This is a genomic window from Trinickia diaoshuihuensis (assembly GCF_003390925.1).
GTDB classification, from domain to species: Bacteria; Pseudomonadota; Gammaproteobacteria; order Burkholderiales; family Burkholderiaceae; genus Trinickia; species Trinickia diaoshuihuensis.
Map to the genome: position 1 here is coordinate 12,270 of NZ_QUBS01000082.1, position 26,774 is coordinate 39,043.

The 26,774-nt window shown below is 64.0% G+C and carries 26 protein-coding genes; 18 read left to right on the top strand and 8 right to left on the bottom strand.

All coding sequences use genetic code 11. From position 1 onward, the window contains the following. The first annotated feature begins 41 nt into the window (after nucleotides 1-41). The 7 genes from DXT59_RS20390 to ureG all read left to right on the top strand — a co-directional run bounded on the left by DXT59_RS20390 (nucleotide 42) and on the right by ureG (nucleotide 5,365). The gene (locus DXT59_RS20390; RefSeq protein ID WP_116138693.1) at nucleotides 42-932 is read left to right on the top strand and encodes an urease accessory protein UreD; all 891 of its coding nucleotides are present in this window, start codon (nucleotides 42-44) and stop codon (nucleotides 930-932) included. A 75-nt stretch (nucleotides 933-1,007) separates the two neighbouring features. Continuing rightward, nucleotides 1,008-1,310, top strand: a complete 303-nt coding sequence (locus tag DXT59_RS20395; protein WP_116138694.1) for an urease subunit gamma — start codon at nucleotides 1,008-1,010, stop codon at nucleotides 1,308-1,310. A gap of 18 nt (nucleotides 1,311-1,328) precedes the next feature. Beyond that, entirely contained in the window at nucleotides 1,329-1,634 is a 306-nt protein-coding gene (locus DXT59_RS20400; protein ID WP_116138695.1) for an urease subunit beta, read from the top strand. A 48-nt stretch (nucleotides 1,635-1,682) separates the two neighbouring features. Continuing rightward, on the top strand, nucleotides 1,683-3,389 hold the full coding sequence (gene ureC / locus DXT59_RS20405) for an urease subunit alpha (protein ID WP_116138696.1): 1,707 nt from the start codon (nucleotides 1,683-1,685) through the stop codon (nucleotides 3,387-3,389). Nucleotides 3,390-3,401: 12 nt separating this feature from the next. Next, nucleotides 3,402-4,040 (top strand): urease accessory protein UreE, encoded by a 639-nt coding sequence (gene ureE, locus DXT59_RS20410; protein ID WP_116138697.1) that lies wholly within the window; start codon nucleotides 3,402-3,404, stop codon nucleotides 4,038-4,040. Nucleotides 4,041-4,044: 4 nt separating this feature from the next. Then, nucleotides 4,045-4,725, top strand: coding sequence for an urease accessory protein UreF (locus DXT59_RS20415; RefSeq protein ID WP_116138698.1), 681 nt, complete (start codon nucleotides 4,045-4,047; stop codon nucleotides 4,723-4,725). 19 nt (nucleotides 4,726-4,744) lie between these two features. Then, on the top strand, nucleotides 4,745-5,365 hold the full coding sequence (gene ureG, locus DXT59_RS20420) for an urease accessory protein UreG (protein ID WP_116138699.1): 621 nt from the start codon (nucleotides 4,745-4,747) through the stop codon (nucleotides 5,363-5,365). A gap of 19 nt (nucleotides 5,366-5,384) precedes the next feature. On the opposite strand, the gene waaA is transcribed toward ureG, so the two are convergent. The 3 genes from waaA to waaC are packed head-to-tail and all read right to left on the bottom strand — an operon-like array spanning nucleotide 5,385 to nucleotide 8,605. Beyond that, entirely contained in the window at nucleotides 5,385-6,707 is a 1,323-nt protein-coding gene (waaA, locus tag DXT59_RS20425) for a lipid IV(A) 3-deoxy-D-manno-octulosonic acid transferase (RefSeq protein ID WP_116138700.1), read from the bottom strand. Between the two features lie 49 nt (nucleotides 6,708-6,756). After that, a complete protein-coding gene (locus tag DXT59_RS20430) occupies nucleotides 6,757-7,641 on the bottom strand; it encodes a Kdo hydroxylase KdoO (RefSeq protein ID WP_116138701.1) in 885 nt (294 codons plus the stop codon). A 22-nt stretch (nucleotides 7,642-7,663) separates the two neighbouring features. Next, nucleotides 7,664-8,605, bottom strand: a complete 942-nt coding sequence (gene waaC / locus DXT59_RS20435) for a lipopolysaccharide heptosyltransferase I (RefSeq protein ID WP_240324613.1) — start codon at nucleotides 8,603-8,605, stop codon at nucleotides 7,664-7,666. Between the two features lie 319 nt (nucleotides 8,606-8,924). Here waaC and DXT59_RS20440 point away from each other — a divergent pair, with 319 nt between their 5' ends. Continuing rightward, nucleotides 8,925-9,770, top strand: coding sequence for a DUF2242 domain-containing protein (locus tag DXT59_RS20440; RefSeq protein WP_116138850.1), 846 nt, complete (start codon nucleotides 8,925-8,927; stop codon nucleotides 9,768-9,770). A gap of 44 nt (nucleotides 9,771-9,814) precedes the next feature. Here DXT59_RS20440 and DXT59_RS20445 read toward each other — a convergent pair whose 3' ends face one another. Beyond that, on the bottom strand, nucleotides 9,815-11,209 hold the full coding sequence (locus DXT59_RS20445; RefSeq protein ID WP_116138702.1) for a phosphomannomutase/phosphoglucomutase: 1,395 nt from the start codon (nucleotides 11,207-11,209) through the stop codon (nucleotides 9,815-9,817). Nucleotides 11,210-11,410: 201 nt separating this feature from the next. Here DXT59_RS20445 and DXT59_RS20450 point away from each other — a divergent pair, with 201 nt between their 5' ends. The 5 genes from DXT59_RS20450 (at nucleotide 11,411) to DXT59_RS20470 (ending at nucleotide 16,963) form a co-directional block, all read left to right on the top strand. Continuing rightward, a complete protein-coding gene (locus tag DXT59_RS20450; protein ID WP_116138851.1) occupies nucleotides 11,411-12,667 on the top strand; it encodes an MATE family efflux transporter in 1,257 nt (418 codons plus the stop codon). After that, a complete protein-coding gene (locus tag DXT59_RS20455; RefSeq protein ID WP_116138703.1) occupies nucleotides 12,664-13,497 on the top strand; it encodes a glycosyltransferase in 834 nt (277 codons plus the stop codon). The genes DXT59_RS20450 and DXT59_RS20455 overlap by 4 nt, the downstream gene beginning before the upstream one ends. A 4-nt stretch (nucleotides 13,498-13,501) precedes the next feature. Next, a complete protein-coding gene (locus DXT59_RS20460) occupies nucleotides 13,502-14,680 on the top strand; it encodes a glycosyltransferase family 4 protein (RefSeq protein WP_116138704.1) in 1,179 nt (392 codons plus the stop codon). A gap of 37 nt (nucleotides 14,681-14,717) precedes the next feature. Beyond that, the gene (gene galE, locus DXT59_RS20465) at nucleotides 14,718-15,752 is read left to right on the top strand and encodes a UDP-glucose 4-epimerase GalE (protein ID WP_116138705.1); all 1,035 of its coding nucleotides are present in this window, start codon (nucleotides 14,718-14,720) and stop codon (nucleotides 15,750-15,752) included. Between the two features lie 104 nt (nucleotides 15,753-15,856). After that, a complete protein-coding gene (locus DXT59_RS20470) occupies nucleotides 15,857-16,963 on the top strand; it encodes an MraY family glycosyltransferase (protein ID WP_116138706.1) in 1,107 nt (368 codons plus the stop codon). Nucleotides 16,964-17,002: 39 nt separating this feature from the next. Here DXT59_RS20470 and DXT59_RS20475 read toward each other — a convergent pair whose 3' ends face one another. The 4 genes from DXT59_RS20475 to DXT59_RS20490 are packed head-to-tail and all read right to left on the bottom strand — an operon-like array spanning nucleotide 17,003 to nucleotide 21,720. Beyond that, on the bottom strand, nucleotides 17,003-18,892 hold the full coding sequence (locus DXT59_RS20475; RefSeq protein ID WP_420823407.1) for a polysaccharide biosynthesis protein: 1,890 nt from the start codon (nucleotides 18,890-18,892) through the stop codon (nucleotides 17,003-17,005). Further along, nucleotides 18,892-19,908: an MraY family glycosyltransferase gene (locus DXT59_RS20480; protein ID WP_116138707.1), complete on the bottom strand. Its 1,017-nt coding sequence runs from the start codon at nucleotides 19,906-19,908 to the stop codon at nucleotides 18,892-18,894. The genes DXT59_RS20475 and DXT59_RS20480 overlap by 1 nt, the downstream gene beginning before the upstream one ends. A 13-nt stretch (nucleotides 19,909-19,921) precedes the next feature. Then, nucleotides 19,922-20,878 carry a UDP-glucose 4-epimerase family protein gene (locus DXT59_RS20485; protein ID WP_116138708.1) on the bottom strand — a complete coding sequence of 319 codons (957 nt, stop codon included), beginning with the start codon at nucleotides 20,876-20,878 and terminating at the stop codon, nucleotides 19,922-19,924. Further along, nucleotides 20,875-21,720, bottom strand: coding sequence for a glycosyltransferase family 2 protein (locus tag DXT59_RS20490; protein WP_116138853.1), 846 nt, complete (start codon nucleotides 21,718-21,720; stop codon nucleotides 20,875-20,877). The genes DXT59_RS20485 and DXT59_RS20490 overlap by 4 nt, the downstream gene beginning before the upstream one ends. Nucleotides 21,721-22,204: 484 nt before the next feature. On the opposite strand from DXT59_RS20490, the gene rfbF reads away from it, so the two are divergent. Genes rfbF through DXT59_RS20515 form a run of 5 tightly spaced genes read left to right on the top strand, consistent with a single transcriptional unit; the run spans nucleotide 22,205 to nucleotide 26,770 of the window. Beyond that, a complete protein-coding gene (gene rfbF / locus DXT59_RS20495) occupies nucleotides 22,205-22,975 on the top strand; it encodes a glucose-1-phosphate cytidylyltransferase (protein WP_116138709.1) in 771 nt (256 codons plus the stop codon). Beyond that, nucleotides 22,972-24,039 (top strand): CDP-glucose 4,6-dehydratase, encoded by a 1,068-nt coding sequence (gene rfbG / locus DXT59_RS20500; protein WP_205417458.1) that lies wholly within the window; start codon nucleotides 22,972-22,974, stop codon nucleotides 24,037-24,039. Before rfbF ends, rfbG begins: the two co-directional genes overlap by 4 nt. Continuing rightward, nucleotides 24,036-25,358 (top strand): lipopolysaccharide biosynthesis protein RfbH, encoded by a 1,323-nt coding sequence (rfbH, locus tag DXT59_RS20505; RefSeq protein WP_116138710.1) that lies wholly within the window; start codon nucleotides 24,036-24,038, stop codon nucleotides 25,356-25,358. The genes rfbG and rfbH overlap by 4 nt, the downstream gene beginning before the upstream one ends. Before the next feature lie 42 nt (nucleotides 25,359-25,400). Further along, the gene (locus DXT59_RS20510) at nucleotides 25,401-25,832 is read left to right on the top strand and encodes a GtrA family protein (RefSeq protein WP_116138711.1); all 432 of its coding nucleotides are present in this window, start codon (nucleotides 25,401-25,403) and stop codon (nucleotides 25,830-25,832) included. Beyond that, nucleotides 25,829-26,770, top strand: coding sequence for a glycosyltransferase family 2 protein (locus DXT59_RS20515; RefSeq protein WP_116138712.1), 942 nt, complete (start codon nucleotides 25,829-25,831; stop codon nucleotides 26,768-26,770). Before DXT59_RS20510 ends, DXT59_RS20515 begins: the two co-directional genes overlap by 4 nt. The last annotated feature ends 4 nt before the right edge of the window (nucleotides 26,771-26,774 follow it).

A 26,774-nucleotide genomic window follows, 5' to 3' on the forward strand; every position in this document is an offset into this window, starting at 1 on the left:
TCCCATCTTGACGCGCGCCTATCCCACGCCCCACGCTTTTCATGTCTTCACACGTATTGGACGCTTCAGCGCTTGCGGCTCACGCACCGGCGCCGCGCGCGAGCCAAGGCTGGCAAGCAAGCCTTGCACTGGGCTTCGAGCGGCGCAACGCGCGCACGACCCTCGCGCATCGTTTGCATCAAGGCCCGCTGCGCGTGCAAAAACCGCTTTATCCGGAAGGCGAATCGATCTGCCATGCGGTCGTCGTTCATCCTCCCGGGGGCATCGCGGGGGGAGACGACTTGACGCTCGACGTCTCGCTCGGCCCACTGTCTCACGCCGTGCTGACGACGCCGGGCGCGGCCAAATGGTACAAGTCGAACGGACGCCTCGCGCGCCAGCGCATCGCCATCGATGTGGGCGCCGGGGCGAAGCTCGATTGGCTGCCGCAAAACAATATCGTCTTCGACGATGCGCGCGTGGCGCTCGAGTTCACGCTGACGCTGGCCGAAGGCGCCAGCGCGATCGGTTGGGATGCGACGCAGCTTGGGCGCGTCGCGGCCGGCGAGCATTGGTCCGCCGGCGCCCTGTCGAGCACGGCGCGCATCGTCAAAGCATCGGGCGAATTGCTGTGGTTCGAACGAGCCGAGTTGACGGCGGACGATGCCCTGCGCATGGTGCACCAGGGGCTCGGCGGTCATCCTGCGTATGGAACGCTATGGGCGATCGGCCCCGGTTGCGACGACACGCTGGCGGAAAAACTGGCACCCAGCTTACCGTTCGACGATCGACAACGCGCGGGCGTATCGTGCGTCACGCCGGGCGTCCTCGTCGTGCGCGCGCTCGCGCATTCCATGGAGGCGCTGCAACATACGCTGGCGCAGTGCTGGCATACGCTGCGGCCGATCGTGCACGGCGTCGATGCGCGCGCCCTGCGCATTTGGAGTACTTAAAGCATAGCAATCGCCGGCTGGCATCGCACGAGCCGCCGTCCGATCTTTCATCACCCCGTTTGAGCCCCGCGCGCCATGAAACTGACGCCTAGAGAAAAAGACAAGCTGCTGATATTCACCGCCGCCCTGCTGGCGGAACGACGCCGCGCACGCGGCTTGAAACTGAATCACCCGGAAGCGGTTGCTTTCATTTCCGCCGCGTTGATGGAAGCCGCGCGCGACGGCAAAACGGTGGCGGAAGTCATGCACTACGGTACGACACTGCTTACGCGCGAGGACGTCATGGAAGGCGTTCCCGAAATGATTCCCGAGATCCAGATCGAGGCGACTTTCCCCGACGGCACCAAGCTCGTGACCGTCCACCATCCGATTCCTTGACGCAGGCACACGCTCATCATGATTCCCGGTGAAATCCTGACCGAAGACGGCGAGATCGAATTGAACGCGGGCCGCGAAACGCGCACGCTCAGCGTCGCCAATACGGGCGACCGTCCGGTGCAAGTCGGCTCGCACTACCACTTTTACGAAGCGAATCCGGCACTCGCCTTCGATCGCGAACAAGCGCGCGGCTTCCGGCTGAACATCGCCGCCGGTACGGCCGTGCGCTTCGAGCCGGGGCAGTCGCGCACCGTCGAACTCGTCGCGTTGGCCGGCGCGCGCGCCGTCTACGGCTTCAACGGCAAGGTGATGGGACCGTTGTGAGCACTCGCCGCACTCATCATTAGTCGATCCATAGGACTTCCAACCGTCATGACTTTACGCATCAGCCGCCGCGCCTACGCGGAAATGTTCGGTCCTACCACGGGCGATCGCATTCGCCTCGCCGACACCGAGCTCACGATCGAGATCGAGCGCGACTTCACCATCTACGGCGAGGAAGTGAAATTCGGCGGCGGGAAGGTCATCCGCGACGGCATGGGGCAATCGCAGCGCGTCGCGCGTGAAGTGGCCGATACGGTCGTCACGAACGCCGTCATTCTCGATCACTGGGGAATCGTCAAAGCCGACATCGCGATCAAGGACGGTCGCATCGCCGCGATCGGCAAGGCCGGCAACCCCGACATTCAGCCCGGTGTGACGATCGCCATCGGCGCGGCCACCGAAATCATCGCGGGCGAAGGCCTCATCGTGACGGCCGGCGGCATCGACACGCATATTCACTTCATCTGCCCGCAGCAGATCGAGGAAGCGCTGGCCTCGGGTGTGACGACGATGCTCGGCGGCGGAACGGGTCCCGCCACGGGAACGAATGCGACGACGTGCACGCCCGGTCCGTGGCATCTGGAGCGGATGCTGCAAGCCGCGGACGGCTGGCCCATGAATCTCGGCTTCCTCGGTAAAGGCAACACGAGCTTGCCCGATCCGCTCGTCGAGCAAATCGCGGCGGGCGCCATCGGCCTGAAGCTGCATGAGGACTGGGGCTCGACGCCCGCCGCGATCGACAACTGCCTGAGCGTGGCCGACGAGACCGACACGCAAGTCGCCATCCACACCGACACGTTGAACGAGGCAGGGTTCGTCGAGGCGACCGTCGCCGCGTTCAAGGGCCGAACGATCCATACCTATCACACGGAAGGCGCGGGCGGCGGCCACGCGCCCGACATCATCAAGGTCTGCGGCGAGGCCAACGTCCTGCCGTCGTCGACGAACCCGACGCGCCCCTACACCATCAATACGCTCGACGAGCATCTCGACATGTTGATGGTCTGCCACCACTTGGACGCCTCGATCGCCGAAGACCTCGCGTTCGCCGAATCGCGAATCCGGCGCGAGACGATCGCGGCCGAGGATATCCTGCACGATCTCGGCGCGCTGTCGATGCTTTCCTCCGATTCGCAGGCCATGGGGCGCGTGGGCGAAGTCATCCTGCGCACGTGGCAGACCGCACATAAGATGAAGGTGCAGCGCGGCTCGCTTGCACAAGACAACGCGCGCAACGATAACTTCCGCGCGAAGCGTTATGTGGCGAAGTACACGATCAATCCCGCGCTCACCCATGGGATCGCTCATGAAGTCGGTTCGATCGAACCGGGCAAGTGGGCCGATCTCGTGTTTTGGGAACCGGCGTTTTTCGGGGTGAAACCCACGCTGATCCTCAAGGGCGGCATGATCGCGCTCGCGCAAATGGGCGACCCGAATGCGTCGATTCCGACGCCGCAGCCCGTGCACTACCGCGAGATGTTCGCAACCCGTGGCGCGGCGCTGGCCCGCACGTCGCTGACCTTCGTCTCGCAGATGGCGGCCGATGCGGGCGTCGCCGAACGTTACGGGCTGCAAAAGCGCGTGGTGCCGGTACGCGGATGCCGTACGGTGTCGAAGGCGAACATGGTTCACAACGCCTGGCAGCCGGCGATCAGCGTCGATCCCGAAACGTACGAGGTGGTCGCGGACGGCGAGTTGCTCACCTGCGAGCCGGCATCGGTTTTGCCGATGGCGCAGCGGTATTTCCTTTTTTGATTCACCCGGCCAATGCGTACGATCGATAAACGCGTTTCCCCTCCCGCCAAGCTCGCCGCCTCACTCGTGGCGCGCGCGCCCACGCTGACGCTCGCCTACGACGCGCGTTGCAAGAGCCGCCTCGCGGCGGTGCTCGACACGGGCGAGGAGATCGCGCTCGTCATGCCGCGCGGGACCATTCTTGCCGGCGGCGACGTCCTCGTCGCCGACGACGGCGCGCTCGTGCGCGTGATCGCAGCCTCCGAGGCCGTGCTGGTCGTGCGCGCCTCCGATGCACTGACCCTCACGCGAGCGGCCTATCATCTGGGCAATCGCCACACGCCCGTCGAAATCGGTGCCGACTATCTGAAGCTCGAAGCCGACCCGGTACTGGAAACGATGCTCACGCGCCTCGGCGCGCGCGTCGAACGTGCGACGCTGCCGTTTCACCCCGAGTCGGGTGCTTACGGCGGCGGGCACCGTCATGGTCACGACGCCACGTTCGCCGAGGACTACGCGCTCGCGCAACAAGTGTTCGTCCAGCGTCACGGCCATGGACACGAAGCCGGACATGGTCATGGTCACGACCACGGCGAGGGTCACGCTCATCATCGCGAGCACGATCATGTTCACGGCAGCAGTTGCGGACACAACCATTCCGAGAAGCATTGAAACCATGCGCCTCGCCGAGTTGACCGCCCTATTGCATCTCGCCTCGCCGGCCCTGCCGATCGGCGCGTTCAGTTATTCGCAGGGCCTCGAGGCCGCGGTCGAGGCGCAATGGATCGGCGACACCGGCACGGCGTGCGAATGGATCGAAAACGGCTTGCTGCATGTGCTCGCGCGCGGCGAATTGCCGTTCATCGCGCATCAGTTCGCGCGCTGGCAGCGGCACGACGCGCCTGCGCTCATGCAGGCCGACCGCGAATTCCTAGCGAGCCGAGAAGCCGCCGAACTCAGACGCGAGACCGAGCAGATGGGATGGTCGCTGAAACAGCTCGCATGCTCGCTTGAATGGGGCGACGCGGCGCGGCGAGCGACGCTCGAGAGACTGACGCCGCTCTCGCAGCCGACGGCATTCGCATTCGCCGCGGCGATTCACGAGGTACCGGTCGATGCGGCGCTGGCCGCCTACGCGTTCGCCTGGGCCGAGAATCAGGTCGCCGCGGCCATCAAAGCCGTCCCGCTCGGCCAACTCGCGGGGCAGCGGATCTTGGTGGCCGCGCGCGCGGTCATCGATCGGGCCGTCGCACGCGCGCTCGATACGCCGCCCGAGCGGATCAACACGTTCTCCCCCATGCTGGGCGTGCTTTGCGCTCGGCACGAAACACAATATTCACGGCTTTTCCGGTCGTAAATCGAAAGGGCATCAAGCAATGAGAACCAAGAAACTGCCGCCGCTGCGCGTCGGCGTAGGCGGCCCGGTAGGTTCGGGCAAGACGACACTGCTCGAAATGCTGTGCAAGGCGATGCGCGATCGATACGATCTCGTCGCCATCACGAACGACATCTATACCAAGGAAGACCAGCGCCTGCTGACCGTGGCCGGCGCCCTAGAGCCCGAGCGGATCATGGGCGTGGAGACGGGCGGCTGCCCGCATACGGCGATCCGCGAAGATGCGTCGATCAATCTGGAAGCCGTCGATCGGATGCTCAAGCGCTTTCCCGATGCCGACATCGTCTTTATCGAATCGGGCGGCGACAACCTCGCGGCAACGTTCAGCCCCGAGCTCTCCGATCTGACGATTTACGTCATCGACGTGGCCGGCGGCGAAAAAATTCCGCGCAAGGGCGGCCCCGGCATCACGAAGTCGGACTTGCTCGTCATCAACAAGATCGACCTCGCGCCGCACGTCGGCGCCAATCTCGAAATCATGGCCGCCGATGCGAAAACGATGCGCGGCGAGCGGCCGTTCGTCATGTGCAACTTGAAAACCCAAAGCGGGCTTGCCGATGTGATCGCGTTCATCGAACGCAAGGGCTTGCTCGCCGGCTAGGCCGGCGCGGTTCGATGCGTTACTCGGCCGCGCCTTCGGGGGGAAGCAGTGCGGTGAGGACTTCCACGGTGCGCGCCGTCGCACCGCGATGGCGCGCGGCAAACGCCGACGCCGCGGCCCCCATCGCCACACGCCTCGACTTATCGGCAAACAGTTCGCCGAGCACGCGAGCCAGGTCGGCCGGGTCGGCCACTTGCACGGCCGCGCCCGCGCTGACGGCATCGGCCGTCGCCTGCGTGAAGTTGAACACGTGCGGACCGATCAACACGGGCACGCCGACCGCGCACGCTTCGATGAGGTTCTGGCCGCCCAACGGCAACAGACTGCCGCCGATGAAGGCGACATCGGACGCCGCGTAGTACGCGCCAAGCTCTCCCATCGAATCGCCGAGCAGCACCTTCACGTCGCCCGGAAGCGGTTCGTTCGCCACCGAGGCGGCGGCAGCCGCCGCGAGCGATGCGCCGCCCCAGGCCGAGCGCCGGATCGAACGCAAACCGCGCCGTTCGATCAGCGCGCCGACTTCGTCGAAACGCTGCGGATGACGCGGCACGAGAATCAGCAGCGCGTCTTCGGTTGCCAACGCGGTGAAGGCGTCGAGCACGAGCGCCTCCTCGCCTTCGCGCGTACTGGCGGCCACCCACACGGGCCGGGCGCCGATCGCGGTGCGCCAAGCCCGGCCGCGCGCGACGATATCGGGGGGCGTGGCCATATCGAACTTCAGATTGCCGAGCACCGCGACGTTGCGCGCGCCGAGCGCAGTGAGCCGCTCGGCATCGGAGGGGCTTTGCGCGAGCACGCGCGTGAACCCGCCGAAGACTTCGCGCGTGGCCGCGCCGAAACGGGCCGCGCGCCTATGCGAGCGCGCCGACATCCGCGCGTTGGTCAATACGAGCGGCACGTCGGCGGCACGGCATTCGTCGATCAGCGTCGGCCATACTTCCGTTTCCATGACGATACCGAGCGAGGGCCGCCACGCGCGCAAAAAGCGGCGCACGGCATGCGGCAGGTCATACGGAAGATAACAGCGCAGCACGCGCTCACCGAACAACTGCACGCCGGTGGCCCGCCCGCTCGGCGTCATGTGCGTGACGAGCAGCCGTGCGTCGGGCCGCGCTTGCATCAACGCGGCGACGAGCGGCTGGGCCGCGCGCGTTTCGCCGACCGAGACGGCGTGCACCCAAATGAGCGGCGCGTCGTCCTCGGGGAGCCGCCCGCGCGCAAAACCGAAACGCTCGCCGATATGCTCGCGGTAGCCCCGCTCGCGCCGCGAACGGATCAGCAAACGCAAGACGGCAAGCGGCGCGACGACCCACCACAACGCGCGATAGACGAACCTCAACATACCGGCCCTCCCAGCGCCGCCGCTTCTGGCGCACTCAGGCGCACCGGCATCAAACCAGGGCGCGGCCTTCGAGCCGCTCGAGAATGCCGAGCGGCGCGCATTCAGGTTGAACCATCGCGCGTACCGGCAGGAAAAACGTCTGCTCGAGCATGAACTGCCCCGACATCGCCGCATGCGAGGTTTGATCGGAAAAGCAAATCCACGTACTGCCGGGCGGGAAAGGGATGGTCTCTTGCTGACACGACTTTTGATATTCGAGGTCCGCTTTCATGCTGTCGTGCAGATTGAGCATCAAATGATCGTAGGCGCTGCGCGGCGACTTCGTGATCTGCAGCGCGTTCAGAAGCCACGCCGAGCCGGGGACCTGCCGCTTGATCTGCGGCAAGAAGCGCCGCGCCACTTGTTCGAACGGCTCGCCGACGCGCCACACGCGCGGCTCGCCGCGCGGATTGACGTTCGCGAACACGCGCATGATGCGCTCGCCCCGGTTGGGCCGCGACGGGAATGCATCCACATGCAGCCGGCTGTCGTCCTTGCGCCACGACGTGTGGCGCGTTTCCACGCGCATGAGACGCAAGCTCGTGGGCGCGGGACGCAACGCGTCGCGGTACTCGGGCACCAAACAGTCGACGAGCATGCGCGCCTGCGTCTGATAACGCGCAACGAGCGCGCGCACGGCGGATTGCGTGACCGCATCGCCGGCGACGCCGTGCAATGCGCCGCCGTTCGGATCGAGGCTGATGTTCTTGCGTTTCGGATCGGCGAGCGCCGGGTCGAGCAAGGCCGTCTCCCCGCCTTCGATCGCGAAACGGAGATTCGGGAAATACAGGACCTTGCCCGTTTCGAGCGCCACGCGCAGCGTATCGCGTGTGACGGACAGGTCGGAGCCCGCCCAATCGGTGCAGTTCACTTCGAGGATTTGCGATTCGTTCATGGTCCCGTCTAAGCGCGAGCGGTTACAGCAGGCCGAATGCGGCCAATGCGGTCTTCACGTGTTGCAGCGTCGGCGGATCGCCGGCGGTGCCCAGATTGACGACGCGCGGCGACCAATAGCCGCCCGTGCGCCATGCGGTCGCGAAATTGTACAACTCGACGGTGGGACGCTTGAGCGCCGCGGCAATATGAACCAACCCCGTATCCACGCCGACGGTCGCCGCCGCCCCATCGAGCAGCCCGACGACGGCCGGCAACGACAGACGCGGCGGCACGATGGCCGCCGCCCCGAATTCCTTGGCGAGCCGCTCGCTCGTCGCGCGCTCGGCGTCGCTGCCCCAAGGCAGGACCAGCGACGCGCCCCGCGCGACCAATGCGCGGCCAAGCTCGATCCACGAAGCGTCGGGCCATTGCTTATCGGCGCGGGACGTGGCGTGCACGAGCACCACATAGGGCACGGGCAGGTTCAGCCCGAGTCCGGCCAACGCGCGCGCGGCTTGCGACGAATCGAGCCCGAAGTCGATTTCGTCGGTCGGCGCGGGTGGCGGCGCGCCGATCGCTTGCGCCACGAGTTGCCGCGTGCGCTCGACCACGTGCGTACGCGGCGCGATCGGCACGCGGCGATCGTAGAAAAACCGCACGGGCCATTCGTAGCCCGCACCGTCGGTGCGGTTGCCGAGCCCGACGAGCGGCCCGCGGGCCCAGCTTGCAACCCAGGCCGTCTTGATCAGGCCCTGGCAGTCGATGACGAGGTCGTAACGCTCGGCCGCCAGCGCGCGCCGGAAAGCCCCGATCTCCCGCCACGTAGCCGGCGAGAAAAGCCGCTTGCGCCAGCGCCGCAACGAAAACGGGATGGCGCGGCGCACGCCACGCACGAGCGTCACCAGATCGGCGAAGCTCTCTTCGACGAGCCAGTCGATCTGCGCATCGGGGTAAAGGCGCCGGATGTCCGCGACGGCCGGCATGTTGTGAACGACGTCGCCGAGCGACGATACGCGAACGAGCAGTATCTTTTGCACGCTGAAAGAAAAAAGAAAGGTACGGCTCTAGGGGGCGCGGCGCTCAAGGGAGGGAACGCCGTGCGCCGAGCACTGCCTGAAGGGCTGGGATTCTACCGCGCCCGCGGCCCGTTTTCGCCGCGCGCTGTGCCGCACGCTCGCCGGGCGAAGTGCCATGATGTCACGGCGCCGGTTGCTTGAGCGCCTGCCTCGTGTGCCGGAAGGCACTACAATGCTCGTCGTTCGAATCACGTGCGTACCCGCGCGCAGCAATCAAATCCGTATCATGTCCAGTTCGTTTCGCCTATTCCGAGTCCGCGCGGCACGCACCCTCGCCGCCCTGACGGCCATGGCGGCTTTGGCCGCTTGCTCGAGCGCGCCGCAGCCGAAGTTCCAGCAGGAAATGTTCGATACGGGCGCGAGCCCGTTCTCGCGCACGTTCAAGGTCGGCAACGCCGACGCCTGCGAAGCGGTACGCCGTGCGTTGCTGAACCAAGGGTATTTGACGACGCTCACGCAAACCGATCGAATCGATGCGACCAAGGACTTCCAACCGAGCGGCGACTCGCACGTGACGGTGGAATTTCACGTCGTTTGCACGCCGGGCATCGACGCGGACGGCTCCAGCATCGTCTATGCGAACGCCATCCAAAGCGGCTATACGCTGAAAAAGAGCGATACGTCGGCCAGCGTCGGTTTGAGCCTGCTCGGATCTGTCTCGCTGCCGATCCGCTCCAACAGCGACGCAATGGTGAAGGTATCGAGCGAAACGATTCAATCGAACGCCTTTTACGACCGGTTCTTCGATTCGGTCCAGCACTACGTCAGCACGCTGATCAAAACCGCGCCCGTACCCACCGCCGCCGTCACGGCGACCACGCTGCCCGGCGCGCCCCGCTTGATCGAAACGCCGGCCGCCTCGGCGGCGACCACCGTCGTCGCGCCCGCGGCCTCGCTGCTGAGCCCCGCCGTGCCGGCGGCCGCACCGGCCGTTTCGGCGTCGGCACCGCTGCCCGTGGCGCTCGGACCGGCCGATCCCGTCAAGAATGCGAACCCGGTGCCGAGCAACCCGCAAACGCCGGCGGCACAGCCCGCGCCGGCTTCCGAGCCGGCCCTGGCTGTGCCGCAATGACCGAGCGGGCCGCCTAGACGGCCTGGCTCACGCACGCATGGCGTTTAGAAGGGAAGCTTCGCGTCGGGCTTAGCCGCGACGATCACGCGGCGGAAATCGTCCTTAATGCGCTTGAGCGCTTCCTCGCTGTCGGCCTCGAAGCGCAACACGACGACGGGCGTCGTATTCGACGAACGCGCGAGCCCGAAACCATCGGGATATTCCACCCGCAAACCGTCGATCGTGATCACTTCATCGGCGCCTGTGAAGCGCGCCTCCTTCTGCAGACGGCCGATCAATTCGAAGTTCTCGCCCTCTTCCAGCTTCAGTTGCAGTTCGGGCGTGGACAGGGAATTGGGCAGATCGTTGAGGACCTTGCTCGGGTCTTGCTCGCGCGAGAGCAACTCGAGCAGGCGCGCGCCCGTATACAGGCCGTCGTCGAACCCGTACCAGCGATCCTTGAAGAAGACGTGGCCGCTCATTTCGCCCGCGAGCGGCGCACCGGTTTCGCGCAGCTTCGCCTTCACGAGCGAGTGCCCCGTCTTCCACATGACGGGTTCGCCGCCCTTCGCGCGCACCCACTTCGCCAGATTGCGCGTGCATTTGACGTCGTAGATGATCTGCGCGCCCGCGTTGCGCGATAGCACTTCTTGCGCGAACAGCATCAGTTGGCGGTCGGGATAAATGATTTGCCCGTCTTTCGTCACGACGCCGAGACGATCGCCGTCGCCGTCGAACGCGAAGCCGATCTCGGCATCGGTTTCCTTCAGCGCGCGAATGACGTCCTGCAAGTTTTCGGGGTGGGCCGGATCGGGGTGATGGTTCGGGAAATTGCCGTCGATCTCGGTAAACAGCTCGACGAGTTCGCAGCCGAGCGCCTTGAAAAGCCGCGGCCCGAGCGCGCCGGCGACGCCGTTGCCGGCGTCGACGACGATCTTCATCGGCCGCGCGAGTTTGACGTCGCCGACGATGCGTTCGATATACGTGTCGGCGATATCGTATTGCTCATAGCCGCCGCTGCCACTAGCGAAATCGTCCTTTTCGATGCGGCGATAGAGTGCCTGGATTTGCTCGCCGTAGATGGCGGCGCCGCGCAGCACCATCTTGAAGCCGTTGTAATCGGGCGGATTGTGACTGCCGGTCACGACGATGCACGAATCGATGCGGCGCTCCCCGCCTGCGAGCGCGAGCGGTACGCTCGCGGCGAAATAGCCGACGGGCGTGGGCACCATGCCGATATCGACCACGTCGACCCCGGCGGCGCGCAGCCCTTCGGCGAGCGCCTTGATCAGCGAGGGACCCGACAAACGGCCGTCGCGCGCGACGACGACGCCCGTGCCGCCTTGCGCGCGCACTTCGCTGCCGAACGCCCGCCCGACGAGCCGAGCGACGTTTTCGTCCAGAGTTTTGCCGATGACGCCTCGGATGTCATACGCCTTGAAGATGGATTGCGAGATCATTGATGGCTCTCTTTTGGCTGCGATTGGAAAGATGCTGGCGCCGGCAACCCACTTATAATTGCGGTTTTTCGATCGGCGCGTCGCGCCCATTTTAATGCGCATATGCCCCTTCGCTGCACGGCCGTACGAGAACACGGCCGAAAAGCGCGCCATTTCCATGCCGGCAGCGGCATGACGAGCAAGATTCCTGCCTTTCATCCCATGCTGAGGCGCATTGCCCATCCCGACATCGCGAAGGCCGCGGCCAACATCGTCTGGCTGGGCCTGGAGCGGCTCACGCAGATCGTCGTCGCGATCGCGATCGCGGGCCTGCTTGCGCGGTATTTCGGGCCCGACGTGTTCGGTAAGTGGCAATACGCGAACACGCTGCTGCTCGTGCTCGCGCCGATCACCTGGGTCTGCGGCGCCGAAATTCTCGTACCCACCATCGTCCAACGCGGCGAAGGCGATCTGGGCACCGTCATTGGGAGCGCCTTCGTCTTACGAATCTCGGTCTCGGCGCTCGCGCTCGCCGGTACCTGGGCCGCCATCGCGGCAGGCGCGTTCGATCCCGTCGTCGGCGCGATGCTCGCGGGACTGGCCGTGACGATGCTGTTTCGCGAGCCGTTCATCGGTGTGATCAATTCGTGGCTTCAGAGCCTGACCTACAGCAAGCCGCAACTGGTGACGAGCATGGCCACGGCGATCGTCAAGCTCGGGCTCGTCTATCTGTTCGTCCGAACGGCGGCGGCCGCACCGCATTTCGCTTGGCTCTGGGCGCTCGAGGCGGCCGTTATCGGCGTCATCTTGGTCGGTTACTACGCGCGGCGCCATGGCGGCAAGCTCGGGTGGCGCGTCGAACCTCGTTTGCTGCGCCATTTCGCGAGCGCCGGCACCGTCTTCTGGGTCGGCCTCGTCTGCATGTATTTGTTCTTGAAGCTCGATCGCTTGATGCTGGAGCGCGCGATCTCGTTCGCCGATCTCGGCCGCTACTCGGCCGCGCAGCAGATCAACGAAAACTGGATCGCGCTCGCCTTGATGCTCGCCCAAACGATCGCACCGGCGTTCGTCTACCGCGTGCAGGACCGCGCGCATCTGATGCGCAACGTGATCCGCCTGATGGTGCTCGCCGCGGGCGTCATGGTGTTCGGCGCGCTCGTGCTCGATGCGCTCGCCCCGTTTGTCATCACGCGCGTCTTCGGCCCGAACTATGTGAGCGCGATCCCGATTTTTCGCTGGTGCGTCTGGCTTTCGGTGCCGGCAGGCATCGAGGCCATCGGCAATCTCGTGCTCCTGAAGTATCAAGCGAAGTTCGTGCTTCTCACGAAATGGCTGCTCGCGCTGGCCGTCGCCTTCGCGGTGAATCGGCTTGCGATCCCGCGCCTCGGCGCGTTCGGCGCGCTGGCGGGGCTGGCCGCCGGCTACGCCGCGGCGGTTGCCGTCAACGTCTATTACATTCGATTCAAGTTGCGCCCATGACGACGCCTTCCGCCCGCTCCACCCCGCAGGACATGCTCGGCGACGTCGCCGTGTTGATGCCGGCCTATAACGCGCAGCCCGACGTCGAACGGACGCTCGCCTCGTTCGACGAGCGCGCGCCCGTGCACGTATTGATCGTGGACGACGGCAGCGCCGAGCCGATCGTCGCTCCCCGCCTACCGAACATGGACATCGAAATCGTGCGCATGCCGCAAAACAGCGGCATCGAGCGCGCGCTCCAGGCGGGCATCGAAGCGCTGGCCGCGCGCGGCTATCGCTACGCCGCACGGATCGACGCGGGAGATCTCGCCGCCCCGCGGCGGCTCGAGAAACAGCGCGCCTACCTCGAGGCGCATCCGCATGTGGCCGGACTCGGCATGTGGACGCAAGTCGTCTCGCGTACGGGCGCGCCGCTGTTTTCGCTGAGGCCCGCCGCCGATCCGGCCGGCGTGCGGCGGCTGCGTTTTTTCCGGACCTCGCTCGTGCATCCGTCGATGATGCTGCGTGTGGATGCGGTGCGCGCGGTAGGCAACTACCGTGTCGCGTACCGCGCCGCCGAGGACCTCGATTTGTTCCTAAGGTTGATGGAACGCTACGACTGCGCGAACCTGCCCGAGCTTGGGTTGTATTACGAACTGAACGAAGGCGGGATCAGCGCCACGAAGCGGCGCAGCCAGATCGTCTCGACGCTGAAGCTGCAATGGCGCTACTTCAATGCGGCCAACGTCTACGATTGGCTCGGGCTCGCCAAGAATCTGCTGCATTTCTTGACGCCCTATGCGGCCCTGCAAAAGATCAAACGCGCGCTTTTCGCCACGCATGCGGCCTGAACGTATGAACGCTTCCCTATCCACGGATAGTCCAGCGAGCGCGCCGCTCACGGTCTGCCTCGTCTGCAATACGTGTTTTGCGATCTACACGTATCGGCAAGGGCTGATTCGCATGCTCGTGGCCAAGCGCGTACGCGTGATCGTGCTCGCCCCGCGCGATCGCACGTTCCCGCTTCTCGAGCAAATGGGCTGCGAATGCATCGACTTGCCCGTCGCTTCGAAAGGCACGAATCCGCTCGACGATCTGCGAACGCTCGCGGCGCTGTACCGCCACTATCGCCGCATCCGGCCCGACGTGGTGTTTCATTACACGATCAAGCCCAACATCTACGGCACGCTGGCGGCCTGGCTCGCACGCGTACCGTCGATCGCCGTGACGACCGGCCTCGGCTACGTCTTCATCCAAAAGAGCCACGCGGCACGCGTCGCCAAGGCGCTTTACCGGGTTGCGTTCCGGTTTCCGCGGGAAGTCTGGTTCCTCAACCGCGACGATGAACAGGCGTTTTTGCAAGAGCGTCTGCTGGCGCACCCCGAGCGGGCGAGGCTGCTGCATGGCGAGGGCGTCGATATCGATCACTTCGCTTTGACGCCGCTGCCGCAAGCCGGACATCTCACGTTCGTATTGATCGGGCGCTTGCTGTGGGACAAAGGCGTCGGCGAATATGTGGAAGCCGCGCGCATGCTGCGCGCGCGCTATCCGCAGGCGCGGTTCCAACTGCTCGGGCCCGCCGGCGTGGACAACCCTAGCGCAATTACGCAAGCCGATATCGATGCGTGGGTGAAAGAAGGTATCGTCGAGTATCTTGGTGAAGCGCACGACGTGCGCCCGATGATCGCGAATGCCGATTGTGTCGTGCTGCCGTCCTATCGGGAAGGTGTGCCGCGCACGCTCATGGAAGCGTCGGCGATGGGGCGCCCCATCGTGGCGACCGACGTGCCGGGGTGCCGGGAGGTGGTGCAAGACGGCATCACTGGGCTACTGTGCGAAGTAAAAAACGCGCGAGCGCTCGCGGACGCGCTCGAGAAGATTTTGACGATGAACCCCGAGGCCCGGCGCGCGATGGGTCTGCGCGGACGCGACAAAGTCACGGCCGAGTTCGATGAAGCGCTCGTCGTGGAGCGTTATCGGCAGACGCTGCTTACACTGACGGGCGCCGGGATATTTGAGCGGCGTCTGCGGTGAGCAAGGCGCTAGCCGCGAACAACATTCGGAGAATGCAATGATCAGCAACGCGCTACGAGGAGCGATCCTCGTCACGGGGGGAGCCGGCTTCATCGGCTCGCACACGGCCATCGAATTGCTGTCGAGCGGCTACGAGGTCGTGATCGTCGACAACCTCGTCAATAGCAAGCGCGAAGCCGTGCGCCGGATCGAACGCATCGCCGGACGCGAGGTCCCGTTCTATGACATCGACGTATGCGATCAACAAGCGCTCGCCCGCGTCTTCGATGCGCACGCCATCGGCGGGGCGATCCATTTCGCCGCCTTGAAGGCGGTCGGCGAATCCGTCGCCAAGCCGATCGAGTACTACCGCAACAACCTCGATAGCCTGCTCGTGCTGCTCGATACGATGCGCGTGCGAGATATCAAGACGCTCGTCTTCAGCTCGTCGGCGACAGTCTACGGGATGCCCGAGCGCTGCCCCGTGGACGAATCGTTTCCGCTTTCGGCAACCAACCCCTACGGACAGACGAAAGTCATCGGCGAGCAGATACTGCGCGATGTCGAACAGGCGGATCCCGCCTGGCGGATTGCGACGCTGCGCTATTTCAATCCCGTCGGTGCGCACCAAAGCGGGCTGATCGGCGAGGATCCGGCGGGCGTGCCCAACAATTTGATGCCGTACGTCGCGCAGGTGGCCGTAGGCAAGCGCGACAAACTGCGTGTGTTCGGCGACGATTACGATACGCCGGACGGCACCGGCGTGCGCGATTACATTCATGTCGTGGACCTTGCACGCGGGCATATCGCGGCGCTCAAAGCGCTGGCGGCGCGCGATGCGAGCTTCGTCGCGAACTTGGGCACGGGCCGCGGTTATTCCGTGCTGGAGGTCGTGCGCGCGTTCGAGGCGGCATCGGGGCGCAAGGTGCCCTTCGAGATCGTCGCGCGACGGCCCGGCGATGTGGCGGCATGCTACGCGAGCACCGATTTCGCTGAAAAACTGCTCGGCTGGCGCGCGCAGTACGGGATCGAGCGGATGTGCGAGGACCACTGGCGGTGGCAGCAGATGAATCCGCAGGGGTTTGCCGACTGACGCCCGGCGCGCGCACGCAATTGCCTGCGCGGCGCTCCGCCGACGGAAGCACGAACCGTCGAGGCCGGGCCGTATAATTCCGCGTCCGCATACACGCCACGATCATGCTCAGTTTCGCGCTCGGTTTTTTCATTTCGCTTTTGATCACGCTGCTGGTCGTGCGCTATGCGCACTTGCACGAAAAGTTTTCGGTCGATAGCGACTTAGTCGGCGTTCAAAAATTTCATGCGCGTCCGGTTCCGCGTGTGGGCGGCATCGGCATCGTGTTTGGGCTCTTGGGCGCGGCCGTGCAGTTGCTGCGCCCTTACCCCGCCGTCGCGCACGGGATTTTCGCGCTGGCCGCGTGCGGCTTGCCGGCGTTTGCGTCGGGCTTGATCGAAGACCTCACCAAACGCGTCACGCCCACCGTTCGACTCGTCGCAACGATGAGCGCAGCCGCGATCACCTACTTCGCGCTCGATATCGCCATCGTCCGAATCAGCGTGCCGCCTCTCGATTTCGTGCTTTCGTATGGGGCGGTTTCGTTCTGCGTGACTGTCCTGGCGGTGGCCGCCCTCGCCAACGCGGTGAATATTATCGACGGCTTCAACGGCCTCGCCTCGATGGTTGCGCTGATGATGTTCGCCTCGCTGGCCTACGTCGCGTTTCGCTTATCCGACCCCGTCGTGCTCTCCACTTCGCTCATCATGATGGGCGCGGTGCTCGGCTTCTTCATCTGGAATTTCCCGGCCGGACTGATCTTCCTCGGCGACGGCGGCGCTTACTTCCTCGGGTTCATGCTCGCCGAGCTCGCGATCGCGCTTGTCATGCGCCACCGGGAGGTGTCCGCATGGTACCCGGTGCTGCTGTTCGTCTATCCGATCTTCGAAACCTGCTTTTCGATTTATCGAAAGAAGTTCGTGCGCGGGATGTCACCGGGCATCCCGGACGGCGTGCACTTGCACATGCTCGTTTACAAACGGCTGATGCGGTGGGCAGTGGGCACGAAGACCGCGCACGAACTCACTCGGCGCAATTCGTTCACGTCGCCCTATCTATGGCTGCTTTGCTTGATCGGCGTGATTCCCGCCACGCTCTTTTGGCAACACACGGTGCATTTGTTCGTGTTCGTCGTCTTTTTTGCCGCGACCTATGTCTGGCTTTACGTGAGCATCGTGCGATTCAAATCGCCGAGGTGGCTGGTGTTCCGGCACCAGGGACGCCGGCGCTGAGCCAGCGCCGGTCGGCGCGAAAACGCGGCGCACCTCGAGCTATGACCGGGACGAGGTGCCGGAAGCAAGTACCTGCAACTCCGGCGGTCGACTAGGCTGGTATTCCGGCACCCATCGCCGCAAATCGCGCCTGACTTCTTCGTCCGGTAAAGCGCGATGCTGCATCAGCCACGGAAGAATTTCATCCAGCAGTGCCTGGTCCGCGTCTCGCGCACGAGCGATGCGCAGTTTGGGATGAGGCGTCGGCAACGTCGTTTCGTCGTCCGCCAGCAATTCTTCAAACAGTTTTTCTCCGGGTCGCAACCCGGTAAATTCGATCCGGATCTGATCGTCGCTATAGCCGCTCAGGCGAATCAGATCGCGCGCTAGATCGACGATTCGGACGGGCTGGCCCATGTCCAGGATGAAGATCTCGCCGCCGTTCCCCATACTCGATGCCTGCAACACCAATTGCGACGCCTCGGGAATGGTCATGAAAAAGCGCGTAATTTCCGGGTGCGTCACGGTCACGGGGCCGCCTTTGGCAATCTGCTCCTGAAACTTCGGAATCACGCTGCCCGCGCTGCCCAAGACGTTTCCGAAGCGCACCGTCTCGAACCGCGTCTGGGTACTCGCCCGCTGCAACGCCTGACACGCCATCTCCGCCAGCCGCTTGCTCGCGCCCATGACGTTCGTCGGGTTGACCGCCTTATCGGTCGAAATCAGCACGAAGCGTTTCACGCCATGGCGCATAGCGGCCCGCGCGACGCGATAGGTGCCCAGTACGTTGTTGCGCACGGCCTGCCAGGCGTTGACCTGCTCCATCAACGGGACATGCTTATAAGCCGCGGCGTGATAGACGATATGCGGCAAGTGTTGCGCCATGACCTGGTCGAGCAGCAACGAGTCCTTCGCATCGCCGACGACCGGCACCACGGGTACCGCCGGAAACCGTTCGCGCAGTTCCTCGACGAGGCGATACATCGCAAATTCGGAAATATCGAGCGCGACCAGTTGCGCAGGCGCGAAGCGCGCGATCTGCCGGCTCAATTCCGAGCCGATCGATCCGCCCGCGCCGGTCACCATCACGACATGTCCGCTCAATAACTCCCGCAGGCCCATCGTATCGATTCGCACCGGCTCTCGCCCCAATAGATCCTCGAGATCGATCTGTCGAACTTGGGAAAGAAAACCCTGCCCGGGCACGAGCGCCGTCAACGCCGGCAGCACCATCGCGTGCACTCCGGCGCGCAAGCACAGCGTTGCCACCCGGCGCTGAACGTCGACCGAGGCGGAGGGAATCGAGATGATGGCGTATTCCACTTTGAACTTCGCGGCGATGGCCGACAGGTCCGCGATGCTGCCGAGCACTTTGTAGCCGTATATCTCCCTGCCGTGCTTGGCGGTATCGTCATCGAGCAGGCCCACCAAGCGCCATTCGCGCGAGCGCGACAACTCGCGCGCAAGGCTGGCGCCCGCGCGGCCGGCGCCGAGGACGATGACCGGTTTGCCCTCGGAGACGAGCCCGCCGTACAGATAGAACTCCTTCGACGCCCGATAAACGGCACGGGCGCCTCCCATCCCCAAGAACAGCAACAGCGGCGACACGATAAGGACCGAGCGAGGCGTAACGGGTTCGGGCTGCAGCATCAGCGAGGCGACCATCGTCACGAGCGCGCCCGCCGCGATCGCCTTCGCAATGCGTAACAAGTCAGGCAGGCTCGCAAACGCCCAAATCCCTCGATACAGACCGAACGCGAAAAACATGACGGCGTACGAAGGGAGCACCCACACGAGCGCGTGCAGCCCGCCGTGCCAAAACGCGGGAGGAATTTGACCGTTGAAGCGCAGGAGGTACGCGCTCTCCCAAACGAGCGCCAACATACCCATATCGAACACGAAGGCGCTCAACGAAAGCAGCGTTGCTTTGTTTCGGCGAATCCAGGTCATCATTTCAAACCGGCGGAAGCATGCATGAAGCGGCGCCACCTGACATCGACCGCGATGCCGGCGGCGGCAAGCGCGGCAAGCCACGCACCAAAAGTCGCCCACTGCCACTCGAAGGGCAGTTTCAGGCAACCGATCGCGAGCATTATGCCCAGTCCCATCGCCGCATACCAATAGAGGGCGGTGCGGCGATGCCCGAGCCCCGAGCGAACCATCCGTTGATAGTAGTGCTCTCGATGCGCTTGCCAGAAGCGTTCACCGCGCGCGAGACGCCGCGCGAGCGTTACCGATGCATCGACGATGAACGGCGAGAAGGCCATCACCGGAAACCAAATCGGCCATACGCCCCCGAGCCAGCCGCAAAAGCCGAGCGCGCCCGCGAGAAAGCCTAGGGGGATCGATCCGGCATCGCCGAGAAACACGCGAGCGGGGTGAAAGTTGAACCGGAGAAACCCCGCCGCGGCGCCGGCCACCGATGCGCACGCGAGCGCAAGCCCGAGCGAGCCATGCTCGCCGACGAGCGCGGCGAGCGCGTAGCCGCCGAAGCCGAATAAGGCCATGCCGCCCGCTAGGCCGTCGGCGCCGTCCATGAAGTTGTAAAGATTAATGAGCCACACGAGCGCGAACGCGAGCATCGCCAACGCCCACCATGGTAGTGCCGCGCCGTAGACGGCGAGCACCGCGCAAACGGCTGCGACATGCGCCGCGAACCGGACGCGCGCGGGCAGTCCTCGCCGATCGTCGATCTGGGAGACGATCGCAAGCGAGAGCGCCGCCGCCGCAATCGGCCATAGCGTCGGCGCCGCGAAGGCGATCGCGAGACTCGCCACGGGCGAGACGCCCCAGCCGCCGACGCGCGGGGTGGGCCGCTCATGGAGCGAGCGCTCGTTGGGGACATCGGTGGCTAACCGCCAGGCAAGACCGGTACGTAGCAACCATCCAAGAATGGCGGCACAAGCAAGCGCGGCGACGAGCAAAACGGCAACCGTCGTCCAGACGCTATGAGCGTAAAGGAGCATAGCTAAGCAATGATCAATGAGTGGCCCGGTACCAATCCGCGGTAGCGGCAAGGCCCTCGTCAACGGTATAGGGGGGCTTCCAATCGAGGGTAGCACGCAGGTGGCCACTATCGACCCGCAGGCCGTCGACGAGCCGGCCCACCTGATCCGCGCGGCCGAGCACGTTCCCCGCCGCGCGCAGCCAGGGGACGGGGATACGCCACAGCCGGGCGCGGCGATGCAAATGCCGGCCGATCGCGGCGGCCAACTCGGATACGCTCAGATCGTGGCCGTCGGTCACGTGGAAGGACTCGTTCGCGGCACGCGGGTCTTCGACGCAAGCGACGAGCGCATCGGCCAGATTTCCGGCATAGACGAGACTGCGCTGCACCTCGATCGCCCCGAGGGGCAAGGGGATGCCTTTCGCAATCGCGCCCATCAATTGTAGAAAATTGGCGCGCACGCCCGGACCATAGACGAGAGGCGGACGCACGATCACGATCTCGAGCCCGGTGCGCGCGCCGAACTCGCGCAGCGCGGCCTCGGCCTCCTGCTTCGAGCGCCCATAGGCGTCTTCGGGACGCGGCGGATCGGACTCACGTAACGCACGGCCGCCGTCACGTTCGGCCAGCGCCTTGATACTGCTTACGAAGACAAAGCGCTTCGCGCCCCGCTCCCGGGCAGCACGCGCGACGCGCAGCGAACCTTCCACGTTGGTGGTCCGGTACGCGGCCAGCGGATCGGTCGACGCGTCGCGCATGACGTGCACGCGAGCGGCCAAGTGGACGACGCAATCGGGATCGAGTTCGGCGGGCCACGCTTGCGCGAGTTCGCGAAAATCGGGCTCGGCATGGACCCAGCGGCGCACACCGTCGATGCAATCCGTGTCGCTTCGAATAAGGCCCGTGACGGCGTGCCCGGATTCGAGCAGCCTACTGGACAGCGCACGGCCCACGAATCCGTTCGCGCCCGTCACGACGATGCGCTTCATAACAGCTTCCATCCGAACCGGTTGTAAAACTTGAACGCCGATGCGGCGAACATGCGGATGTGCGCCCTGCCTTTTCGCGCCGCCCCTCCGCCATGATGCACGACGCGCACGCAAGGAACGTATGCCACACGGGCAGCGGCATGCGCACGAAGGCTAAGGTCGTAATCCTCGAAATAGAGAAAGTACCGCGGGTCGAATCCGCCCAGTTGCCGCAAGACATCGGTGCGAAACAGCATGAAGCAGCCACTGACGATGGGCGGATCCCACACGACGTCGCGCTCGTTGATCTCGGCGCGCATCTCGTAGCGCGCAAGCCGCCGTTCGAAAGCGGAACGTACGCGTGCAGGCATAAAGCCCCGAACGAACAGGTCCCACACCGTCGGGTAACGACGGCATAGGTACTGCAGGCCGCCTTCGTCATCGCCTACGCGCGGTGCGAGGAGCCCCACCTCCGGATGATCCGCTAGGAAATCGACGGCCTTCAGGAGCGCATCTTCGGCCAGGTCGATATCGGGATTGAGGACGAGATGGAAACGGCTGCGGACCTCCGCGATCGCCAAGTTGTGGCCGCGCCCGTAGCCGACGTTGCCGTGACCGCTGACCGGCTTGCATTGCACGCCCGCGCGGGCCAATGCATCGAGCGGCTCGTCAGCGCCCTGAAAGCCTCCGTTATCGATGAGCCAACAACTCGCCTTGAACCCCGGCCGCGCCTGCGCGAGCGCCCGGCAGGCAACCGCCAGGCTTTCGAGCGTGCGGGCGAGCAAGGACGGATCCGGGCGGTAAACGACGACGGATATCGACAAGTCTTCGAGAGGGGCGCGTGGCGCGGAAACAACAGTCATACGTGCAGGCGGCGGCAAAGATGCGTGAGTGTGCACAAACCGGGGCGATTGGACAACCGGCGGCATGTTCGGGAGCTCGGCATCGCCGGTGCGAAGAGGTGAAAAGCACGGCGCCGCCCGCGGCTGGGCGAGCCCGCCCCGCGCCCCGTCGAGGATTGCGAAACGTTTGCGCAAGCTCGTACAATACCGCGGACTTCGATACGCGGCGTCGGCGAAGAGCCATTGTGTATAATTTTGCGATTTCGGTCGGTGCGAGTTGCGCTCGCATGAGTGAATGATTTGAGGGCACGCTATCGCCCCGTTCGGAGACCCGCCGCCGAGGCGCCTGTCCCGGTGCGTTTCAAACGCGCTAGCACGTAGCCGCGTTGCCACCGCGGCGGCGAACGGCCGCTGCGACCTACGATCGGACTATCCCGACACGCAGGCTCGAGCGCCTGTTTCGCTACACACGTTCCCCTTTTTCGGCAATGAGGACGCAATCAAGATGAAAGCAGTGCTGCTCGCTGGTGGTTTGGGCACCCGAATCTCGGAGGAAACATATCTTAAGCCCAAGCCGATGATCGAAATCGGGGGGCGGCCCATCTTGTGGCACATCATGAAGATTTACTCAAGCCACGGCGTCAACGATTTCATCATATGTTGCGGCTACAAGGGCTACGTCATTAAGGAGTACTTCGCAAATTACTTCCTTCATATGTCCGACGTCACTTTCGATATGTCGAACAATAAGATGGAAGTGCATCAGAACAATGCCGAATCGTGGCGCGTGACGCTCGTCGATACGGGCGAGCAGACCATGACCGGGGGGCGTCTGAAGCGCGTGGCGCCCTATCTGGGCAACGAGGATTTTTGCTTCACCTACGGCGACGGTGTGGGCAACATCGACATTACGGCGCTGATCGAATTTCACCGCAAGCACGGCAAGCTCGCCACGCTCACGGCCACGCAACCGCCGGGCCGCTTCGGCGCGCTCGACGTGCAGGGCACCGCCGTGCGCAGCTTCCAAGAAAAGCCGCACGGCGACGGCGCTTGGATCAACGGCGGCTTTTTCGTCCTCTCGCCGAAGGTCATCGAGTACATCGACGGCGACCAAACGATTTGGGAGCGCGACCCGATGGAAAAGCTCGCGCACGAAGGGCAACTGCAAGCGTGGTTCCATGACGACTTCTGGCAGCCGATGGATACGCTGCGGGACAAGAACCATCTCGAGGATCTCTGGAGCTCGGAGAAGGCCCCGTGGAAGGTGTGGCGATGAACGCGGCGTTTTGGCGCGGCAAGCGCGTGCTCGTCACGGGCCATACCGGCTTCAAAGGCGGCTGGCTCTGCCTCTGGCTTCAGCAGATGGGCGCCGATGTACTCGGCTATTCCCTGCCCGCCCCCACGCAACCGAGCCTGTTCGAAGCCGCTCGAGTCGGCGAAGGTATGAAATCGGTGATCGGCGACGTGCGCGACCTCGAGCACCTTGCGCGCGCGCACGCCGAGCATGAGCCCGAGATCGTTTTTCACCTCGCGGCGCAGCCGCTCGTTCGGCTCTCGTATCGCGAGCCCGTCCTGACGTACGAGACAAACGTCATGGGCACGGTTCATTTGCTCGAAGCGGTCCGGCGTACGCCGTCGGTGCGCGCCGTCGTCAACGTGACGAGCGACAAGTGCTACGAAAACCGCGAATGGGTATGGGGTTATCGCGAAAACGAACCGATGGGCGGGTTCGATCCCTATAGCAACAGCAAAGGCTGCTCCGAACTCGTCACCGACGCCTACCGCAACTCGTACTTCAATCCGGCCGCATTCGACGAGCACCGCGTGGCGCTCGCGAGCGGGCGGGCCGGTAATGTAATCGGCGGCGGCGACTGGGCCGGCGACCGGCTCATTCCCGACATGATGCGCGCCATCGGTGCGAACACGCCCGTTCGCATTCGCAACCCGCACGCGATTCGCCCGTGGCAACACGTGCTCGAACCGCTTTCGGGCTATCTGGTGCTGGCGGAACGCCTCTATACGGATGGGCCCAAGTTCGTCGGCGGCTGGAATTTCGGCCCGGACGAAGCGGACACGCAACCCGTGCAATGGATCGTCGAACGGCTCGTGAAACGTTGGGGCGACGGCGCTAGCTGGATACGCGACGACGCACCGCAACCTCATGAAGCCCATCACTTGAAGCTGGACTGCGCGAAAGCGCGCACCCTCCTTCGGTGGGCTCCCCGCTGGAGCCTCGCACAAGCCGTGGATCGGATCGTGGAGTGGCATCAAGCCTCGTTGCAGCAGGCCGACATGCGAGCCGTAACTCTTTCACAAATCAACGCGTACCAACAGCAATGACTTCTGACACCCAGCAACAACTGCGCGAGCAGATTATTCAACTCGTCGGTCAGTACGGCGCACTCTCGACGCAAACGCCGACATTCGAGCCCGGCGTATCGACTGTCCCGCCGTCCGGCAAGGTCATCGGGGCGCGTGAACTCGAACTGATGGTCGAGGCGTCACTCGACGGCTGGCTCACGACCGGCCGCTTCAACGAAGCATTCGAGCAAAAGCTCGCGCGCTTTATCGGTGTCGAATATCTGATCACGGTAAACTCCGGATCGTCGGCCAACCTGGTCGCGTTTTCGACGCTGACCTCGCCGAAGCTCGGCGATCGCGCAATCAAACCGGGCGACGAAGTCATCGGCGTGGCAGCGGGCTTCCCGACGACGGTTAATCCGATCATTCAGTTCGGCGCGGTGCCCGTGTTCGTCGACGTCGAGCTCGGCACGTACAACATCGACGCCTCCAAGATCGAAGCGGCGATCGGCCCGAAGACGAAGGCGATCATGCTCGCGCACACGCTGGGTAATCCGTACAACCTCGACGTCGTCACGGCGCTGTGCAAGAAGTACGGCCTGTGGCTCATCGAGGACTGCTGCGACGCGCTTGGCTCGACCTATAACGGCAAGCTCGTCGGGACGTTCGGCGATATCGGCACGCTAAGCTTTTACCCCGCGCATCACATCACGATGGGTGAAGGCGGCGCCGTGTTCACGAACAACCCCGAGTTGAAGCTGATCGCCGAATCGTTCCGCGACTGGGGCCGGGACTGTTACTGCGCGCCGGGCAAAGACAACACCTGCAACAAGCGTTTTTGCTGGAAGCTCGGCAACCTGCCCGAAGGTTACGATCACAAGTACACGTATTCGCACCTCGGCTACAACCTCAAGATCACCGATATGCAGGCCGCTTGCGGTTTGGCGCAGCTTGATCGCGCGCAGGAGTTCATCGAGGCGCGCCGCCGTAACTTCGCCTATCTGACCGAACGTCTGCAAAGCTGCAAGGAACTGCTGATCCTGCCGCAAGCCACCCCGCAGTCCGATCCCTCCTGGTTCGGCTATCCGATCACGATCAAGCCCGAGGCGGGCCTGCGCCGCGTGGATCTGCTCACGTACCTCGATCAAAACAAGATCGGTACGCGCTTGCTGTTCGCGGGCAACTTGACGCGCCAGCCGTATATGATCGGCCGCAATTACCGCATCAGCGGCGAGCTGACGAACACGGACATCATCATGAACGATACGTTCTGGGTCGGCACGTTCCCGGGTCTCGGCCAAGCTCAGCTCGACTACATCGCCGAAAAGATCGAGACGTTCCTCGGCGTCAACTTCTAAGGCCCCGATCGCTACCATGAACACGACGCGTCGATCGAAACCATGCTGACCAAGGTGATGACGGCATTGCGCGCCGACCGAGAGACGCGCAACAAGATGCTGCGCTATCTCATCGTCGGCGGTGCCAATACGGCCTTCGGGTATTTTGCGACGGTGGGTCTGTACTACCTGCTGCGTCCGCATCTGCACATCGTCGTCATCGGTGTGCTCGCGAACGTCGTGTGCATCACCGAGGCGTTCGTCACGTACAAGCTGTTCGTGTTCAATTCGCGCGACGGGTGGTTGCGCGAATACCTGCGCTGCTATGTCGTCTACGGCGGCAGTGCGGTGATCGGCATCGCGGGGCTTTGGCTGCTCGTCAACATCCTAGGCATTCCCTTTTGGCTCGCCCAGGGCCTGTTGATGGTAGTGAGCGTCGTGGTGTCGTACGCCGGTCACGATCGATTTACTTTTAGAAAGACCCAGCGCGGATGAGCGAAAGAAAACTAATCAGCATCGTTGCCGGATGCTTCAACGAGCAAGACAACATCGCCGAGCTGCATCAGCGCATCACGGCGGTCATGCAACAAGCGCCGCAGTACGACTATGAAATTTTGCTGATCGACAATGCATCGACCGATCGAACGGTCGATGTGATTCGAGAGATCGCCGCGCGCGACAAGCATTTGAAGGCGATCGTCAACGTGCGCAACTTCGGGCACATCCGTTCGCCCTATCACGCGCTGTTGCTGGCGCAAGGCGACGCGGTGATCGGCATGGCGTCCGACCTCGAGGATCCGCCCGAGCTGATCCTCGAATTCATCCGCAAGTGGGAAGAAGGCTATAAGGTTGCGATCGGCGTGCGCCGCAAGCATGAGGAGCGAGGCCTCATGCCGATCATGCGCAAGGCCTATTACAAGCTCATCACGCGCATTTCCGAAGTCGAGCAGGTTCAAAACTTCACGGGTTTCGGCCTCTACGACAAGGCCGTCATGGACATCCTGCGCGAGATCGAGGACCCGTACCCCTACTTCCGCGGCCTGATTTGCGAAATCGGCTACGAGCGCGCCGAGGTTCCATTCGACAAGCCGGTACGCAAGCGCGGCATCTCCAAGGGCACGTTCCTCGTCTATCTCGACAGCGCGCTGCTCGGCATCGTCAACCATTCGAAGGCACCGCTGCGGCTCGCGACGATGATCGGCATCGGCCTGAGCGGACTGAGCTTTCTAACGGGCGTCTACTACTTCATCCGTAAGCTGCTCGCGTGGGATCAGTTTCAAATGGGACTCGCGCCGCTGGGCATCGGCGTGTTCTTTTTCATGGGCATGTTGTTTCTGTTTCTCGGCCTGCTCGGCGAATACGTCGGCCTGCTCGTCACGCATACGGTGAAGCGGCCGATGGTGGTCGAGAAAGAGCGGATCAATTTTGACTGAGAGC

Excerpts from the sequence above, each read along its gene's own strand:
- DXT59_RS20485 (WP_116138708.1), bottom strand. The coding sequence starts at position 20,878 with ATGAAGCGCATCGTCGTGACGGGCGCGAACGGATTCGTGGGCCGTGCG.
- DXT59_RS20490 (WP_116138853.1), bottom strand. The coding sequence starts at position 21,720 with ATGACTGTTGTTTCCGCGCCACGCGCCCCTCTCGAAGACTTGTCGATA.
- galE (WP_116138705.1), top strand. The coding sequence starts at position 14,718 with ATGATCAGCAACGCGCTACGAGGAGCGATCCTCGTCACGGGGGGAGCC.
- waaC (WP_240324613.1), bottom strand. The coding sequence starts at position 8,605 with ATGCCGGCCGTCGCGGACATCCGGCGCCTTTACCCCGATGCGCAGATC.
- DXT59_RS20395 (WP_116138694.1), top strand. The coding sequence starts at position 1,008 with ATGAAACTGACGCCTAGAGAAAAAGACAAGCTGCTGATATTCACCGCC.
- rfbG (WP_205417458.1), top strand. The coding sequence starts at position 22,972 with ATGAACGCGGCGTTTTGGCGCGGCAAGCGCGTGCTCGTCACGGGCCAT.
- ureE (WP_116138697.1), top strand. The coding sequence starts at position 3,402 with ATGCGTACGATCGATAAACGCGTTTCCCCTCCCGCCAAGCTCGCCGCC.
- ureG (WP_116138699.1), top strand. The coding sequence starts at position 4,745 with ATGAGAACCAAGAAACTGCCGCCGCTGCGCGTCGGCGTAGGCGGCCCG.
- DXT59_RS20430 (WP_116138701.1), bottom strand. The coding sequence starts at position 7,641 with ATGAACGAATCGCAAATCCTCGAAGTGAACTGCACCGATTGGGCGGGC.
- DXT59_RS20445 (WP_116138702.1), bottom strand. The coding sequence starts at position 11,209 with ATGATCTCGCAATCCATCTTCAAGGCGTATGACATCCGAGGCGTCATC.
- DXT59_RS20450 (WP_116138851.1), top strand. The coding sequence starts at position 11,411 with ATGCTGAGGCGCATTGCCCATCCCGACATCGCGAAGGCCGCGGCCAAC.
- DXT59_RS20440 (WP_116138850.1), top strand. The coding sequence starts at position 8,925 with ATGTCCAGTTCGTTTCGCCTATTCCGAGTCCGCGCGGCACGCACCCTC.
- DXT59_RS20400 (WP_116138695.1), top strand. The coding sequence starts at position 1,329 with ATGATTCCCGGTGAAATCCTGACCGAAGACGGCGAGATCGAATTGAAC.
- DXT59_RS20475 (WP_420823407.1), bottom strand. The coding sequence starts at position 18,892 with ATGACCTGGATTCGCCGAAACAAAGCAACGCTGCTTTCGTTGAGCGCC.
- DXT59_RS20480 (WP_116138707.1), bottom strand. The coding sequence starts at position 19,908 with ATGCTCCTTTACGCTCATAGCGTCTGGACGACGGTTGCCGTTTTGCTC.
- DXT59_RS20510 (WP_116138711.1), top strand. The coding sequence starts at position 25,401 with ATGCTGACCAAGGTGATGACGGCATTGCGCGCCGACCGAGAGACGCGC.
- DXT59_RS20415 (WP_116138698.1), top strand. The coding sequence starts at position 4,045 with ATGCGCCTCGCCGAGTTGACCGCCCTATTGCATCTCGCCTCGCCGGCC.
- waaA (WP_116138700.1), bottom strand. The coding sequence starts at position 6,707 with ATGTTGAGGTTCGTCTATCGCGCGTTGTGGTGGGTCGTCGCGCCGCTT.
- DXT59_RS20455 (WP_116138703.1), top strand. The coding sequence starts at position 12,664 with ATGACGACGCCTTCCGCCCGCTCCACCCCGCAGGACATGCTCGGCGAC.
- DXT59_RS20470 (WP_116138706.1), top strand. The coding sequence starts at position 15,857 with ATGCTCAGTTTCGCGCTCGGTTTTTTCATTTCGCTTTTGATCACGCTG.
- DXT59_RS20515 (WP_116138712.1), top strand. The coding sequence starts at position 25,829 with ATGAGCGAAAGAAAACTAATCAGCATCGTTGCCGGATGCTTCAACGAG.
- DXT59_RS20390 (WP_116138693.1), top strand. The coding sequence starts at position 42 with ATGTCTTCACACGTATTGGACGCTTCAGCGCTTGCGGCTCACGCACCG.
- DXT59_RS20460 (WP_116138704.1), top strand. The coding sequence starts at position 13,502 with ATGAACGCTTCCCTATCCACGGATAGTCCAGCGAGCGCGCCGCTCACG.
- rfbH (WP_116138710.1), top strand. The coding sequence starts at position 24,036 with ATGACTTCTGACACCCAGCAACAACTGCGCGAGCAGATTATTCAACTC.
- ureC (WP_116138696.1), top strand. The coding sequence starts at position 1,683 with ATGACTTTACGCATCAGCCGCCGCGCCTACGCGGAAATGTTCGGTCCT.
- rfbF (WP_116138709.1), top strand. The coding sequence starts at position 22,205 with ATGAAAGCAGTGCTGCTCGCTGGTGGTTTGGGCACCCGAATCTCGGAG.